Origin of the sequence: Mesorhizobium sp. B4-1-1 (genome assembly GCF_006439375.1) — a bacterium.
Classification (GTDB): domain Bacteria; phylum Pseudomonadota; class Alphaproteobacteria; order Rhizobiales; family Rhizobiaceae; genus Mesorhizobium.
In genome coordinates, this window is record NZ_VFTH01000011.1 from 84,988 (window position 1) to 99,551 (window position 14,564).

Below are 14,564 nucleotides of genomic sequence, written 5' to 3' on the forward strand. Positions count from 1 at the left end.
CTCCGCGCTTCCTCTTCAGTTCTTCAGTTCTCCAATTCCCTTTTTCCTGGGCTTTGCTGTCGCCAGGGCGACGCCGAGCGTGGCGATCGCCATGCCGGCGATCTGCAGAAGGTTGAGCCGCTCGTTGAAAAGCACCCAGGCGATGACCGCGGTTACGGCCGGCACGAGGTAGAACAGCGAGGCGACCTTCGACATCTCGCCGTCCCTGATCATCACCATCAACAGGAATATGGCGCCGATCGACAGCACCAGGACCAGCCAGGCCATGGCGAAGATCAGCTCGCCATTGACGGTGACGGCGCGCGTCTCGAAGGCGAGCGAACCCAGGATCATCACGGCGGAACCGCCGACATACTGCCACATCGTCGCCGACACCAGATCGCCGCCGGAGGCATAGCGCTTCTGCCAGATGGTGCCGGCGCTCATGCCGAGCACGGAGACGAGCGAAGCCGTCAGCGTCGCCGGCGTGACGCCGCCGCCCAGTGCGCCGAGCTTTGGCCAGAGCACGATGACGACGCCAAGCAGCCCGACCGCAAGGCCGGCCCAATGGCGCGGCAGGATCGCCTCGCCGAGGAACTTTCCGGCGAGCACGGCGGTGATCAGCGGCTGCAGGCCGACGATCAGTGCCGATAGACCCGCCGGCATGCCCCTATGGATCGCCCAGAAGACGGCGCCGAGATAGACGCCATGCATGAGGACGCCGGCCACCGTTGCGTGCAGCGCCTCCTCGCGCGTCGCCTTGCGCGAACCGAGCAGCACGGTCAGCCCCGCAAACAGGATCGCCGCTATCACGAAGCGGATGGCAAGGAAGGTAAAGGGTTCCGCCCAGGGCATGGCATAGCGCGCGCCGATAAAGCCGGTCGCCCACAGAACGACGAAGGAGGCGGGGATGAACCGCTTGATGCTCTGCATGGGGGAGGCTGCCAGGATGAACGGTTGATGACGGCAATTGCTCTAAAGCCGTTCAATCCCGCAAGCAAAACGAAACGGTTGATCCATAAGCTAAGTCGAATTCATCAAACCGTGCCAAGAGGGGCATGGCGCGTGGCCGCGCCATGGTGAGGCATGTTTTTGCATCTCGACACGACCTGGCTTCTGTTCGCCTTCGCGATCATTGCCGGCTTCGGCTTCTTCTTCGGCACGGCGCTCGACGCGATCATGAAGGAGAGCGGCTTCGGCCCGACAGGCAATACGCTGCTGTTCATCTTCGGCTTTTTCGTCGCCGTGGCGGTCGCCAACAAGCATGGCATCAGCCTGAGCGATCTCAAGCTGGCGGTTGCCTGCGGGCTGGGCGGCGCCTTTGTCTTCATCAGCGTGCTGGCGCTGATCAAGGCTGGGATGGCCCGACTTTAATCAAGTTCGATAAGACGCCTGACGTCCCGTGCCGGCACGCCCGCGTCTCGAAGCGCGGCAAGACCGGTGTCCTTGAAGCTCTTGGACAGTTTACGGCCGTCCGGGCCAAGGATCAGGCGGTGGTGGAAATAGCGTGGCTGAGGCAGGCCGAGCAGTTCTTGCAGCAGGCGCTGCACCCCGGTCGCCGAATAAAGGTCCTGGCCGCGCACGACGTGGCTGACATCCTGCAGCGCGTCGTCGATGACGACGGCGAGATGGTAGCTGGTCGGGATGTCGCGGCGGGCGACGATGACGTCGCCCCAAGCCCGCGGTTGTGCTTCGATTGCTCGCGTCGCGGACATCGTCTCGTCGGTGAACTCTGTCCATGACAGGGCGCCTGAGGCGCGCGCCATCGCCGCCTCGACATCGAGCCGCCAGGCGAAGGGCATGTTCTCGGCAATCCGCCGCTTGCGTTCCCTGGCCGGCAAGGCCTTGTCGAGCGGCGGGTAGAGCGGCACTCCGTCGGGATCGCGCGGCCAGTCGCGGCCGCCGGCTTCGGCGATGAAGGCGCGGATCTCGCCGCGGCTCATGAAAGCGGGATAGACGAGCTCCTCGGCGATCAGCCGGTCGAGCACCGCCCGGTATTCGGCGAAATGCTCGGACTGACGGCGCACCGGCCGCTCCCAGTTCAATCCCAGCCATTCGAGGTCGCGGAAAATGCCGGCCTCGAACTCGGGCGTGCAGCGGGTGACGTCGATATCCTCGATGCGCAGCAGCAGGCGTCCGCCCGCTTGCGCCGCCATCCGCTGGTTGAGCAGAGCTGAGTAGGCGTGGCCGAGATGCAGTTCGCCATTGGGGCTCGGCGCGAAACGGAATGTCAGGAGCGTCATCTTTCAGGCGGCATTCGGGTTGAAAGGCGCTTTTGCCAATTGGTATTTAGCCCTCCATTGCCACTTCGCGGGCGCCCTGGGAACAAGCAACGTGCAACGCATCGCCTCGCTCGACGACATTGCGACAGGGCTCGACGCGCTCTGTCGGATCGATCCGCGGCTGGAGACCATACGCGGCAAAGCGGGTGAAGTGCCGCTTCGGCTGTCGGAGCCAGGCTTTGAAAGCCTCGCCTCGATCATCGTTTCGCAGCAAGTTTCCCGCGCAAGCGCCGACGCCATCTTCGGGCGGCTGGTGAAGCTGGTCGATCCGCTGACGCCGCAGGGGATTCTTGCCGCCGGTGAAGGGATTTTTCGCGCGGCCGGGCTGTCGCGGCCGAAGCAGCGCGGGCTGCTCGCCGTCGCGCAAGCCGTGGCCGGCGGCCTCGATCTCGATCACCTGTGTACGCTGGACGCCGGCGAGGCGATCGCGGCGATGACGGCCGTGCCCGGCATCGGCCCATGGACGGCCGAGTGCTACCTGCTGTTTGCAGCCGGCCATCCCGACGTGTTCCCCGCGCGCGACGTCGCTTTGCAGACGGCGGTCGGCCATGCGCTCGGCATCGACCCGCGTCCGCCGGAGAAAATGCTTATCCGGCTGGCCGAATCATGGAGTCCGTGGCGGGGTGTCGCGTCGCGGCTTTTTTGGGCCTATTACCGGGAATTGAAGGGCAGGGATGCGGCGCCGCCTGTCGAAATGGCCAAAAAAGCATGAAAATCATGCGTTTTTGGCGGCTTCGGCGAGAGACAATCCGCTTCACATCCCTGTCATGTCGGGCTTACAGTATCCGCGCCGTTCGGTTCTAGAAGCAAGGAGGCGAAGGACGTGACGGTTGCCGTATCTCCGGATGGGCTTCCCGCGCTGGTGCTGAATGCGGACTACCGTCCGCTCAGCTATTACCCCCTGTCGCTCTGGTCGTGGCAGGACGCCATCAAGGCCGTCTTCCTCGACCGGGTCAACATCGTCGCCGAATACGAGCACGCCGTCTCCTCGCCGACTTTCTCCATGAAGCTGCCGAGCGTGGTGAGCCTGAAAGCCTATGTGAAGCCGTCGCGGCATCCGGCCTTCACCCGCTTCAACGTCTTCCTGCGCGACCGCTTCCAGTGCCAATATTGCGGCACGCCCGAGGATTTGACGTTCGACCATGTCATCCCGCGCCATCGCGGCGGGGCGACGACCTGGGAGAATGTTGTCGCCGCCTGCTCGCCTTGCAATCTTCGCAAAGGCGGCATGATGCCGGCCCAGGCCAAGATGTGGCCGCTGCAAAAACCCTATCAGCCGACGGTACACGACCTGCACAACAACGGCCGCCTGTTCCCGCCCAATCATCTGCACGAAAGCTGGATGGATTATCTGTACTGGGATGTCGAACTCGAACCTTGAGATCGTTCGAGAATTCGGGAGGCTGGCCGCCTGAAGCAAGCGTCTGCGCTTCCGGTGCTCACGTACTGTAAGTACGCTCCGCTCCGGTCTCGACGCTCACTTCATACGGCTCATCCTGCCGAATTCTATGAACGATCTCGCGTCGGCGCCTTGGTGCTGACTCAATCCCTCGCGAGCGCGCTGCGGAAGGCGACGGCGGCGAGAATGAGGCTGGCGATGGCGTTCCAGCCGGCGAGGGACAGGCCGAGGATGCGCAGCGCCGCCTTGTCGCAGGAGGGCGGCACGAACTTGTCGAGCGCGTCGAGCACGCCCTTGCCGCCGGTGTCGACCGGGCCGGCGCCGGCGGCGCAGTCGGCCGGACCTTGCCACCAGGCCCATTCGACGCCCGAATGGTAGACGCCGAGATAAAGGCCGTAGAGCATCAAAAGGCCGCCGATCGCCAGCAGGCCGCGCGTCACCCAGGCGGGCGCGCGCAGCATCGAGGCGATCATCGCCAGCACCATCAGCGGCACGCCGATATAGTAGGGGGTGCGCTGCTCGAGGCAGAGATGGCAGGGGATGTAGCCGCCGATATATTGGAAGGCCAGCGCCGAGCCGACGGTCGCCGCCATGGCGACGGCAAGAAAGAGCGCCGCGCGCGTGCGCTGGCGTCCAGTGTCGGCAATCATGGTCGCTGTCATCGGTGGAGATCCGTTGTTGCGTCGCTATCCGTGGGCGTATCTGACGAGGATATAGAGCAAAATCAGGGCAGCGGCGCCGGCACCGACAATCAATCCCAAACGCTTTTCGATGAACTCCCTGATCTCTTCGCCATAGCGGCGCAGCAGCCAGGCAAGCAGCAGGAAACGGGCGCCGCGCGCCACGATCGCCGAGACGATGAAGACCAAAAGATTGACGTGAAGCGCCCCGGCCAGAATGGTGACCACCTTGATCGGCGGCAGGTGCGCAGCGCCGGATGTGACGAGCAGCACCAGCATCAGCCCGGCGCCTGACGACTGCCATTTCTCGAACGTGGTCAGGCCGCCGAAATGCTCCAGGATCGGGCGTGCTATCGTGTCGTAGGCATAGTAGCCGATCAGCCAGCCGGCAATGCCGCCCAGCACGGAGGCAACCGTAGCGGTCAGCGCGTAGCGATAGGCGCGTTCGGGCCGCGCCAACGCCATGGGCAGGAAGAGCACGTCGGCCGGTATGAAGAACACGGAGCTTTCGACGAAGGCGATGAAGGCCAGCCACCATTCGGCGGATTTGCGCGCCGCCAGCGACAGGGTCCAGTCGTAAAGTCCGCGAAGCATCGGCTCTCCTAATGCAGTTGACGCAATTCCGGACGGAAAACCGCAGCGCACTTTTCCTGGAATGCTCTAATCAATGCCACCCGAGGCGCTTGGCGGTTTTGGGCAACGACAGGCAGGAAGACAAGGACCCAAAGCGCCGCATCCAGCTTCTGAATGCGAGCCGCTCAACGTTTCGTCTGTCTAGAAAGATTTTCCGCTCCGCACAACGTCTGCGTCGCCACGAGGCGGGGAGATGAGCAATACAGCCGGCTGCGCCGGCAAATCCGCAACAGGCCAGTTGACGAACACCCGTCCGCCCGTATAGTCCGCGCCCATCCAGGCCGCCCGGCCTGAGCCCCTATGGCGGAATTGGTAGACGCGCTCGACTCAAAATCGAGTTCCGCAAGGAGTGCTGGTTCGATCCCGGCTAGGGGCACCATCCTTCGCTCTGCGAGCTTCGGATGGCAGGCCGTCCTTCGCTCTGCGAGTTGGCAGGCCATCCTTCTCCAATCTTTTCGGGTTTTGACGACTGTGGCGCAGGCCGACGACGGCCAGCCTGCGCTTGGCGGTCAGAGCGAGTGCTTGTAGCCGATCGCGATGTTGAGCTTGTCGCCGGTGAGATCGTCGTTCGCGTCGGCGTCCTTGACGATGCCGGTCTCGTGCCAAGTGCAGCCGAGAGCAACGCTGGGAGTGACAGCCGGCCGCTACGCATCACTGCATCTGAACCTGCAGTGTTCGACGACGGAAGATCAGCCAGCCCAAGCTGCAAGCGAGCCCGACGTTCAGCAGCGCCAAAGCGGCGAGAGCCGCAAGGGTGCCATGAGGGCCGGCTTGCTCCAACAACAAAGCTCCCACAGACGGCGCTGCTGCCTGGGCGATCAAGCTGGGCATAGCAAGACGTCCCATGAGCCTCGCGTACCCCGCAGGGCCAAACAGAGCGAGCGGCAGCGTGCCCCGCGCTATCGTTTCGAGGCCGATACCAGCCCCGTAGAAGGCAAGCGCCACAGCCACAACCGGAACCCCGACCCAGAGCGCACCAATACCGATGGCGACGAATGTCACGGACGCGAACTTGGTCCAGATGGGATGATGATAGCGGGCGATAAACATTTCGACAGCACGCGCCGACACTTGAGCGGGGCCGACGAGTGCCCCGAGCCCAACGGCGGCGGCGAGCGCCATGCCGCTTGCCTGCAAGATGGTGAGCAGATGAACTGACACCGTCGACGAAATGACCGCCGCCAATGTCAGCGTGGCAGCCAGGACGACCATGATCGGAATTGAGGTCGCCGCAGAAGGGACCGCAGCCTGTGTCTTTCCCGGCCGGTCCGGGACGCTCGGCTGCGGCACCCCACGCGGCAGCATTGTGAGATAGAGGGGGAGGGCGAACAACAACTGTACCGAGGCATAGACGAGGCAGGTGCCGCGCCAGCCCGTCTCGCCAATCAGGAAGGCCGAGATCGGCCAACAGACGGTGCTGGCGAACCCGCCGAAAAGCGAGAGGGTTGTGATAGCGGAGCGCGCGCCGTGCCCATAGAGCCGCCCGAGGGTGCCGAAAGCGGCGTCGTACAAGCCTGCCCCCATGCCAAGTCCCACAACGACCCATGCCACGATGTAGGCGACGAGGTTCGGGGCGGCCGCAAGCCCGATCTGGCCGACGCCGATGCAGCACGCGCTGAACGCAAGCACGTTTCGGCCGCCGTGCCGTTCAATGGATGAGCCGACATGAGGCGAGATCAAGCCGGCGACGAGCAAGCCGAGCGACAATCCGCCAACGACCCAAGTCAGCGGCCAGCCAGTGTCGGCGGCTACCTTCGGTGCGATGACCGCCGGCAAGTAGTAGGTGGACCCCCAAGCCATGATCTGGGTCAGTCCAAGGACGGTTATGATCGTTCGCCGACTGCGCTCCATCGCGGTTTGGTTCGCTCATGCTGCTGCGTTGCAACCGCAGCCGTTCTTGCCAGCGGCTTTCGCTTCAGCGTCGGCGACACAACAGGCGTCAGCCTCGGAAGGAGCTGGGCCTCCACAACATCCGCCACCCGTCGCGCGTATGGTTGAGGGAGGAACCGTGCAGACGCCTGTTTCGGGTAGCACCAGTTGCACGGCATCCGCAGCCGCCATCTCGCCGGCGAGGGCTGCCGCGACCGACCGTACCTGTTCATACCCGGTCAGCAGCAAGAAGGTCGGAGCGCGGCCGTAGCTCTTGACGCCGACAGTATAGAAGTCGGGCTCGGGATGGCTCAGTTCGCGATGGCCGTGCGGGGGAACGTCGCCGCAGGAGTGCTCGTTGGGGTCGATCAGGGGCCCCAGCGCCTTGACGCTCTCAAGCCACGGGTCAAGGTCCAGCCTAAGTTCGCGCGTGAGGGAGAGATCGGGCCGCTGGCCGGTCGCGGCGATGATACGGTCAACAGGCCCCAGCACTTGTAAGCCGTCCCGCGTTTGACCTTCAACGGTCAGGCGGCCGTTTGAGCCGCGGATGGCCAGCGTTGCGAAGCCGGTGACCATCGTTGTGCCGCCACTTTCCACCAGCTCGCGAGCATCGGCACCCAGCTCGCCACGAGCGGGAAGTTGGTCGGCGTCTCCACCACCATAGATGCGAACAAGATCGGTACTGCGTGTCACCCAAAGAGAAGCGGTGCCCGGCTCGTCAGCAGCCAGTCTATCGAGTTCCAGCAGAACGTTGGCGGCCGAAAGGCCGGAGCCGGCAACCAGCGTCGTGCGACCGGCATAGAGGCTGCGGTCGCGGCCGAGAATGTCGGGGATGCCGTAGGCGATCTTGTCAGCGTATTCCGCTTCACCTTCCGCCGTGATACCACCGCCCCCAAGTGGGTTTGGCGTCTGCCATGTCCCGGACGCATCAACGACGGCGCGCGCGCTGTCGCGTCTGATCCCGTCGGCGGTCTTCACGACCAACATGAAGGGCCTTGCCTGTCGATCCTTGCTCAATACCTTGTCCGCACCCCAGCGGGAGATGCCGACCACGTTGGCGTTGGTCTCGATAGACGTTGAGAGTTCAGGCAGCCTTGCGAGCGGTTCAAGGTAGTGCGCAATCAGCTCGTCAGCGGTTGGGAACGCCTCAGGATCGGGCATCGTCCAGCCACTGCGCTCAAGGAGCCTTACTGCCGTCCGATCCACACAGTAGCGCCAAGGCGTGAACACCCGAACATGACCCCAGTCGCGGAGATTGGTGGCGACTTCCGCGCCGGCCTCGTAGACCTTCACGGGGAGCCCACGCTGAACGAGCTGAACTGCAGCCGCCAAGCCGACCGGGCCGGCTCCGATGACGGCAACAGGGAGGGAGTCATGGTCGTTCATCGGCATTGTTTCCGTCCTTCCGGGATCATCGAAATACGAAACAAAAAAATAGACGCTATGCCGCTGCTTCGCCCTCGACGGCACCGCAAGCGGCGTCAGCGCAGCACTCGTCAGCCAGGAAGCCGACCAGCTCCCTCATGATAGGATAATTGGCCCGACAGATCAGGGTCGTTGCCTGCCGCTCCTGCGTCACGAGGCCGGTCAGAATGAGGCGATGCAGATGGTGGGACAGCGTCGAGGCCGCGATGCCAAGGCTGTCCTGCAAGTACCCCACGGGCCGGCCTGCTTCGCCGGCTCTGACCAGCGTGCGATAGAGCTTGAGCCGTGTCGGGTTGCCGATGGCTTCGAGCTGTTTTGCTGCTTGTTCGAGTTTCATGGAAATAATACTGCACCCGCCGCCGGCACAGGTCAATACCCTATTTCGACGAAAATCGAAATACGATCAAACGACCCGCTTGCCGGTCGCGTCGATCACGACCTCGCCGTCTTCCTTGGTGAAGGGGCCGATGTCGGGGTTGGGCAAAATCGGGAGGACCGCCTCAGAAGGTCGCGCCAGGACCGCGCCCAGCGGGGTCACCACGATTGGGCGGTTGATCAGGATCGGATGCTTGAGCATGGCGTCGATCAGATCGTCGTCTGACCACTTTGGGTCCGCGAGCCCAAGCTCCTCATAGGGCGTTCCCTTCTCCCGGAGTAGCGCACGGGTAGTGATCCCCATGGCTGCGATCAGCTCAACCAGCTTTGCACGTGAGGGAGGCGTCTTGAGGTATTCGATGATCTCGGGCTCTTCGCCGCTCTGCCTGATCATGGCCAGCGTGTTCCGCGAGGTGCCGCACTGGGGGTTGTGATAGATCGTGATGGTCATTCGGCGGGTTCCTCATTGGCGATGGCTTGGGGTTCCGCAAGCAGCCAGCCAGCGAGCGCCATTGCCAGCAGAGCCCCGGCAAGCTGCGCGGCGATGAAGGCCGGGACATCGAGCGGCCGGATGCCCGCGAAGGTATTGGAGAGGGCGCGGGCCACGGCCACGGCTGGGTTTGCGAATGAAGTCGAGGCAGTGAACCAGTAGGCGGCCACGATGTAGAGGCCAACCAGCCACGGGATGGCGTCGGCGCGAAAGCGGATACCGGCAAGGATGGTGAAGACGAGGCCGAAGGTCGCGACCGCCTCAGCGATCCACAGACCAGACCCCGAGCGTACCGTGGTCGAGAGACTGAAGAGCGGCATGTCAAACATGGCATGGGCCGTCAATGTGCCGAGTATGCCGCCCGCGAGCTGGGCTGCCACGTAGGTCAGGGCCACATCGCGGGCCAATTGGTGCCTCAGGCTGAACACGAGCGTGACCGCTGGGTTGAAATGCGCACCGGAGATCGGGCCGAGGATGGTGATCAACACGATCAGTATCGCGCCGGTCGGCAAGGTGTTGCAGAGCAAGGCGAGCGCCACATCATGGGTCAGCCGGTCGGCCATGATCCCGGAACCGACCACAGTGGCGACCAGCATCGCCGTTCCAAGTGCTTCGGCGGCGAGCCGTCGCGACAGGTCAGCGGACACGGTGCCGAGCCTCCATTGAAATCGTCAGCATGTACAGGTCACCGCCTGGATGACCGGCTGGCAAAGCTCCGGGGCGCCCCTGCAGCAGTCTTCCATCAGGTAGCCCAGCAGATCGCGAAAGGCGTTCATGTCGACGACATACCGGATGATCCTCCCCTCCCGTTCGGCGCGAACCAACCCGGCGCGGTCGAGGACCTTCAGATGCGCAGACATGGTGTTCTGCACCGTTCCCAGTTGCGATGCGATCTCGCCGGCTGGAACGCCTTCGGCACCCGCTCGCACGAGCAGCCTGAAAGCCTCTAGCCGTGTGTCCTGGCCAAGCGCGGCCAGCGCCAGCAGAGCAGTAGTCTTGTCCATGCATCTATCCATCCGGATTTGTGGATGTGTAGGTGCGCAGCATGACGGTTGGATGACAGGCTGATGGGGCTCGGAATATTTTGGCCAAAGATTTGCGCGCCCAATCCGATCACCAGCACGCCACGTTCCTCCTGCCGGGTCTCCGGCCTATCAGGTAGCACATCGCGGTCCTGGGACTTTCTGGAGGCGGCCTCGGAGCCGCAAGAGCTGCGTTGCGGGCGTGGGGCGCAGGCCGACGATGGCCAGCCTGCGCCTTGGGCATCGGCGCAGCCCGGCCTGAACTGCTGTGTTGGAGCCGGCTGCTACCGCATATTCCCAGTGTGCCCCTGCGAGTAGCGCCCCGGCTGTGGCCAAACCGTCAGCCCATGCGGCTCGACGCCGACGCGGATTTTCGTCACGGCGCCGCTCGTGGTGTCGATCATGTAGACTTCGCTGTCGAAGCGGCCGGAGAGCCAGAGCTGCCTGCCGTCGACGCTGACATTGCCCATGTCGGGGCTGCCGCCGCCCGGGATCGGCCATTGCGCGACCACGGCGCGGGTGGCGAAGTCGATCACCGTCACGCTGCCTGGACCCTCGGCCTTGCCCTGTTCCATCTTGTGCGAGCCGCGGTTCGAGACATAGAGGCGCTTGCCGTCGCGGCTGACGACGAAGCCATGCGCGCCGATGCCGGTGGGGATGAAGCCGATCTCCTTGAAGGAGTCGCCGTCGATCAGGAACACGCCGTCAGTCATCATGTCGGCGACGTAGAAAACCTTGCCGTCGGGCGAGAGGCGGATGTCCTGCGGCATGCCCATCTTGGAGAGGTCGAGGTGGCCGAGCACCTTCTGGTTCTTCAGGTCGATCTTGGCCAGGCCGCCATCGCCGTATTCGCAAGTGAAGATCGCATAGGACCCATCGATCGCGAAATCGGCATGGTTGATGCCGGAGCAGGTCGGCGTCGGCAGGCTCGATTTCAGCGCCATGGTGTGCGGATCGCGGAAATCGAGCCGCTTCATCGCCTCGTCGACGACGATTGCCGCGCTGCCGTCGGGCATGAAGTAGAGATTATAGGGGTCGTCGACCGGGATCTGCTGGCCGGGCTTGGCCGTCATCGGGTCGATCGGCGTCAGGCTGCCGTTCCTGCCGGTGCCGTTGTTGGCGACCCACAGCGTCTTGAGGTCCCAGGACGGCACGACATGTTGCGGCTTGCTGCCGACCGGGAACCGGCCGACCTCCTTCAAGGTGACGGTGTCGATCACCGAGACGCTGTTGGAGGAGCGGTTCGGCACATAGACGCGCGGCAGCGCGCCCGCCGTGGCAGGACTGAGATGGCTGGCCGTGGTCTGGCTGTAGATGTTGACCGCGGGAGGCAGCGGATCGGAGCAATCTTCCGGGCAGGTATCGGCCCAGGCCCGGGCAGGCATGAGCGCAATCAGCAGCACGGCCGCACGGAAACTGGTGTGACGCAAACGACTTCTGATCATCTGGATGGTTTCGTGTAGGCCGGCCCGAGTTCGCCGCGCGGACCATAGCTTGTGTCCCGCCGTTGATCTAACGCCTTTTCAAAAGACTCCGCATCCGGTTGCGCAGGATGCGCGCCATGTTGCGGGTCTCACGGTAGAGATGCAGTTGCGAGGCCGCCTGACGGGCCAACCGGTCGGCATCCGGCGTCAGCCCGACCACCAGCGTGCCCATCGGCTTGCGCTCGCTCCACAGCCGGCTCATCACCGGATGGTCCGGAACTGCGCAGGAATCGGTCATGACGATGTTGGGATCGTCGAGATGCTGCTTGGTCACCTCGATCATCAGCAGCGTGCCCGGCGAATAGGCGGAGAGCGCCTCGTCATAGGCCGTCTTCCAGGTGTAGGCGACGCCCGCCTCGACGAAGACGACGAGGCAGGCGACGGTGCGGCCGTCAAGCGTCAGCAGATGGATGCGGCACATGTCCTGCTCGGCCAGCCTGTGCACGGCTTCGCGGGCGAAGGCGGCGCGGTAACGGTCGATCGCCATCGCGGTGCGCTCGCGGCCTTTCCAGCCGGCCGCTTCCAGCGTCAGGAAGTTTTCGATGGCGTGGCGGATCTCGTCCGGCCCGCGCGCCACGATGTGCTCGAGCTTGCCTTGATCGGCGAAGCGCCGCTTCAGCCGGCGGAATTCGCGACTGTGATGCGCGCGCAGCGAGGCCTTGAGATAGTCCTCGCCGTCGGCGTCGCTTTCAAGCACCGGACGCTCGACCCTGCCGGTGGTCACCAGGGTCAGGCCGCGGCTGTCGGCAAAGGAGGTCATGAGGCTCGCCACCGGGCCGTCGAGCCTCATGTCTGGCAGCACGAAGACCTTGGGCAGCTTGAGATGCGGCCTCGACAGCATCGAGAAGAAATCCTCGATGACGCCGACCGGATCGTCGCGGTCGACCAGAGGCGTGCCGAGCGGACCGAACGGGCTCGACCATGTGCGCATCACCGGGACGCCGAGCGGGATCGCCGGCCGCTCGACCGAGAACGGCGCCAGAAGCCGCAGCCGGTTGCGGTATTCGTCGCCGTCGCGGATGACGGCTAGCCGCACCTCGCGGTCCTCCAGCCGGGGCATCGCCGGTGCCAGGAAGCGCGGGTTGAAGAAGACGTTCGGCTCGATCGTGCGGGCGCTGAGATAGTCGAGTTCCTCGACAAGGTCGAAGCCGGCCGAGGCCGGGTAGATGGCGAGCTTGCGCTCCGGCCGGTTGCTTGCGAAGAGCTCGATATGGGCGGGGTCGGCCTCGCGCGCCAGGCCGGCAAGGTTGGAGACCATGGCGCCGGCGGTGCCGCCGCTGGTCTCTTCGAGCAACGGGACGGCGGCCATCAGGCGACTTCCTTGTTTGCGGGCACGAAGATCGCCATCACGATGCCGAGCTTGCGCCAGACGGTGAAGGAGAGCGCGCTGGCCTCGAAGACCATGGCGAGGCTGGTGGCGATTGCCGCGCCCCAGAGGCCGAACAGCGGGATCAACAGCACGTTGAGGCCGATGTTCAGGGCAAGCGTCATGGCATAGACGACGGCGCAGATGTTCTGGTTGCCGCTCATGGTGAGCAGGCTTTCGCAGGGGCCGACGGCGGCGCGCGCCACGACGCCCAGCACCAGCAGGAAGAGCAGCGGGTAGCCGGCGGTGAATTCGGGGCCGAACAGCATCAGCATCGGCTCGCCCAGCGCCAGCACCATGAGCGCCATCAGCAACGAGGGCCAGAAGGTCCAGGACACGGTCTCGCGAGCGAAGGCGGCAAGCTTGTCCGGTTCGCCATGGGTGAACTGCGCGTAGCGCTGGGCAACGCCGGCCTTGACCGCGAAATAGACGAAATGCACCAGCGCCAGCGTCTTCACCGTGGCGAAATAGACGGCGACATCGTTGGGGTTCATATAGGCGCCGACCATCAGCACGTCGGCATTGGTGAGCAGGAAGAAGAAGCTCTCGACCAGGAAGATCGGCAGCGAAACGAGGATCCACTGGCCGAAATGCACCGTCATCGGCCCGGCCGGTATCTTTTTCTCCATGCGCGAGGTGACGGCCATCAGTTGGCCGAGCGTCGTGACATAGGTGGCGGCGATCGAGGCGAAGATCGCGGTCTTGGCGTCGGGCGCGTAGTGCAGGCCAAGCATCAGCGCCATGAACGCCAGGATCAGCACCGGCCGCGCCAGATAGGTGGGCGACAGCGCCAGCAGCGCCCAGGAATTGGCGCGCGCCAGCCCCTGCAGGAGATCGCCGAGCGCGATCATCGGCAGGCAGATCACGCCGAGGATGAAGGGGATGACGTAGTAGTTCTCGATCCAGTCCGAGGCGAGCCATACGCCAAGGGCGCCGAGGCCCGCGATCAGCGTCGAGGCGACGAGCACGAACAGGCGGCTGGCGAGCACGATGCCGCGCAGTTCGGCCAGCATGCCGCGCTCGCGATATTCGGGAATGAAACGAATGACCGAGGTGTGGAAGCCGAGGCAGGCAAGGTTGCCGACGATGACCATCGTCACCCAGACCAGCACCGAGATGCCGTATTCGAACGAGCCCATCCAGCGCGCCATCAGCACCTGGCTGACAAAGGCGATGAAGGCGCTGATGATACGGATGGAGAAGGCGATCAGCGACATGCGCCCGGCTTCGCCGCGTTCGTCGGCGGTGAACAGCACGGCGTCGATGCGGCCAAGCAACGGCCGCATGCGCAGCGCCCAGCGCTGCGGCAGGAACCGCCCGGCAGTCGTCGCCGCGGAAAAGCGCACCCAGAACTCTCCGTTTTCCGCCTCTTTCCAGCATTCCGGTCTATCCGAAACACCTTAAGAAAGGGTGGGGGAGCGCGGCGCTGCACACGCTTCGTCGTGCCAACGCAAGGTAGATAAGAGCGGGTAGCAAAATCTGCTAGCATGGGCGAACTTCATAGTTATGCGCGATTCGCGTCTTCATGCGGAACAAGGCTAATTATGCTTATGCGCCGGC

16 protein-coding genes and 1 tRNA gene are annotated in these 14,564 nt (G+C 64.2%); 4 read left to right on the top strand and 13 right to left on the bottom strand.

Going from position 1 to position 14,564, the window contains the following annotated elements; all coding sequences use genetic code 11:
* Positions 1 to 15: 15 nt before the first annotated feature.
* A complete protein-coding gene (locus FJW10_RS17005) occupies positions 16 to 912 on the bottom strand; it encodes a DMT family transporter (protein ID WP_140835196.1) in 897 nt (298 codons plus the stop codon).
* Positions 913 to 1,065: 153 nt separating this feature from the next.
* Between FJW10_RS17005 and FJW10_RS17010 the strand changes: the two genes are divergently transcribed.
* Positions 1,066 to 1,353, top strand: coding sequence for a hypothetical protein (locus FJW10_RS17010; protein ID WP_140658855.1), 288 nt, complete (start codon positions 1,066 to 1,068; stop codon positions 1,351 to 1,353).
* On the opposite strand, the gene gluQRS is transcribed toward FJW10_RS17010, so the two are convergent.
* Positions 1,350 to 2,222 carry a tRNA glutamyl-Q(34) synthetase GluQRS gene (gene gluQRS, locus FJW10_RS17015; RefSeq protein ID WP_140900972.1) on the bottom strand — a complete coding sequence of 291 codons (873 nt, stop codon included), beginning with the start codon at positions 2,220 to 2,222 and terminating at the stop codon, positions 1,350 to 1,352. The two genes, FJW10_RS17010 and gluQRS, sit on opposite strands and share 4 nt — an antisense overlap.
* A 91-nt stretch (positions 2,223 to 2,313) precedes the next feature.
* On the opposite strand from gluQRS, the gene FJW10_RS17020 reads away from it, so the two are divergent.
* Both FJW10_RS17020 and FJW10_RS17025 read left to right on the top strand, forming a co-directional pair.
* Positions 2,314 to 2,973, top strand: coding sequence for a DNA-3-methyladenine glycosylase (locus tag FJW10_RS17020; protein WP_140900973.1), 660 nt, complete (start codon positions 2,314 to 2,316; stop codon positions 2,971 to 2,973).
* A 111-nt stretch (positions 2,974 to 3,084) separates the two neighbouring features.
* On the top strand, positions 3,085 to 3,642 hold the full coding sequence (locus tag FJW10_RS17025; RefSeq protein WP_027167440.1) for an HNH endonuclease: 558 nt from the start codon (positions 3,085 to 3,087) through the stop codon (positions 3,640 to 3,642).
* Between the two features lie 161 nt (positions 3,643 to 3,803).
* On the opposite strand, the gene FJW10_RS17030 is transcribed toward FJW10_RS17025, so the two are convergent.
* Both FJW10_RS17030 and FJW10_RS17035 read right to left on the bottom strand, forming a co-directional pair.
* The gene (locus tag FJW10_RS17030) at positions 3,804 to 4,322 is read right to left on the bottom strand and encodes a disulfide bond formation protein B (protein ID WP_140900974.1); all 519 of its coding nucleotides are present in this window, start codon (positions 4,320 to 4,322) and stop codon (positions 3,804 to 3,806) included.
* Between the two features lie 24 nt (positions 4,323 to 4,346).
* On the bottom strand, positions 4,347 to 4,934 hold the full coding sequence (locus FJW10_RS17035) for a YqaA family protein (protein WP_140835200.1): 588 nt from the start codon (positions 4,932 to 4,934) through the stop codon (positions 4,347 to 4,349).
* A gap of 333 nt (positions 4,935 to 5,267) precedes the next feature.
* Between FJW10_RS17035 and FJW10_RS17040 the strand changes: the two genes are divergently transcribed.
* Positions 5,268 to 5,352, top strand: a tRNA-Leu gene (locus tag FJW10_RS17040).
* A 272-nt stretch (positions 5,353 to 5,624) separates the two neighbouring features.
* Here FJW10_RS17040 and FJW10_RS17045 read toward each other — a convergent pair.
* The 9 genes from FJW10_RS17045 to FJW10_RS17085 form a co-directional block, all read right to left on the bottom strand.
* Positions 5,625 to 6,824, bottom strand: a complete 1,200-nt coding sequence (locus tag FJW10_RS17045) for an MFS transporter (protein WP_140900975.1) — start codon at positions 6,822 to 6,824, stop codon at positions 5,625 to 5,627.
* 15 nt (positions 6,825 to 6,839) lie between these two features.
* Entirely contained in the window at positions 6,840 to 8,228 is a 1,389-nt protein-coding gene (locus FJW10_RS17050; RefSeq protein ID WP_140900976.1) for an NAD(P)-binding protein, read from the bottom strand.
* A 55-nt stretch (positions 8,229 to 8,283) separates the two neighbouring features.
* Positions 8,284 to 8,604: a metalloregulator ArsR/SmtB family transcription factor gene (locus FJW10_RS17055; protein ID WP_140836228.1), complete on the bottom strand. Its 321-nt coding sequence runs from the start codon at positions 8,602 to 8,604 to the stop codon at positions 8,284 to 8,286.
* A 66-nt stretch (positions 8,605 to 8,670) separates the two neighbouring features.
* A complete protein-coding gene (gene arsC / locus FJW10_RS17060; protein ID WP_140645225.1) occupies positions 8,671 to 9,093 on the bottom strand; it encodes an arsenate reductase (glutaredoxin) in 423 nt (140 codons plus the stop codon).
* Entirely contained in the window at positions 9,090 to 9,779 is a 690-nt protein-coding gene (locus FJW10_RS17065; RefSeq protein WP_140900977.1) for an MIP/aquaporin family protein, read from the bottom strand. The genes arsC and FJW10_RS17065 overlap by 4 nt, the downstream gene beginning before the upstream one ends.
* A gap of 24 nt (positions 9,780 to 9,803) precedes the next feature.
* Entirely contained in the window at positions 9,804 to 10,136 is a 333-nt protein-coding gene (locus FJW10_RS17070) for a helix-turn-helix transcriptional regulator (RefSeq protein ID WP_140836225.1), read from the bottom strand.
* Between the two features lie 302 nt (positions 10,137 to 10,438).
* Positions 10,439 to 11,599: a YncE family protein gene (locus FJW10_RS17075; protein ID WP_140836224.1), complete on the bottom strand. Its 1,161-nt coding sequence runs from the start codon at positions 11,597 to 11,599 to the stop codon at positions 10,439 to 10,441.
* 67 nt (positions 11,600 to 11,666) lie between these two features.
* Positions 11,667 to 12,947, bottom strand: coding sequence for a GNAT family N-acetyltransferase (locus FJW10_RS17080; RefSeq protein WP_140900978.1), 1,281 nt, complete (start codon positions 12,945 to 12,947; stop codon positions 11,667 to 11,669).
* Positions 12,947 to 14,350, bottom strand: a complete 1,404-nt coding sequence (locus tag FJW10_RS17085; RefSeq protein WP_140900979.1) for a lipopolysaccharide biosynthesis protein — start codon at positions 14,348 to 14,350, stop codon at positions 12,947 to 12,949. The genes FJW10_RS17080 and FJW10_RS17085 overlap by 1 nt, the downstream gene beginning before the upstream one ends.
* Positions 14,351 to 14,564: the final 214 nt, after the last annotated feature.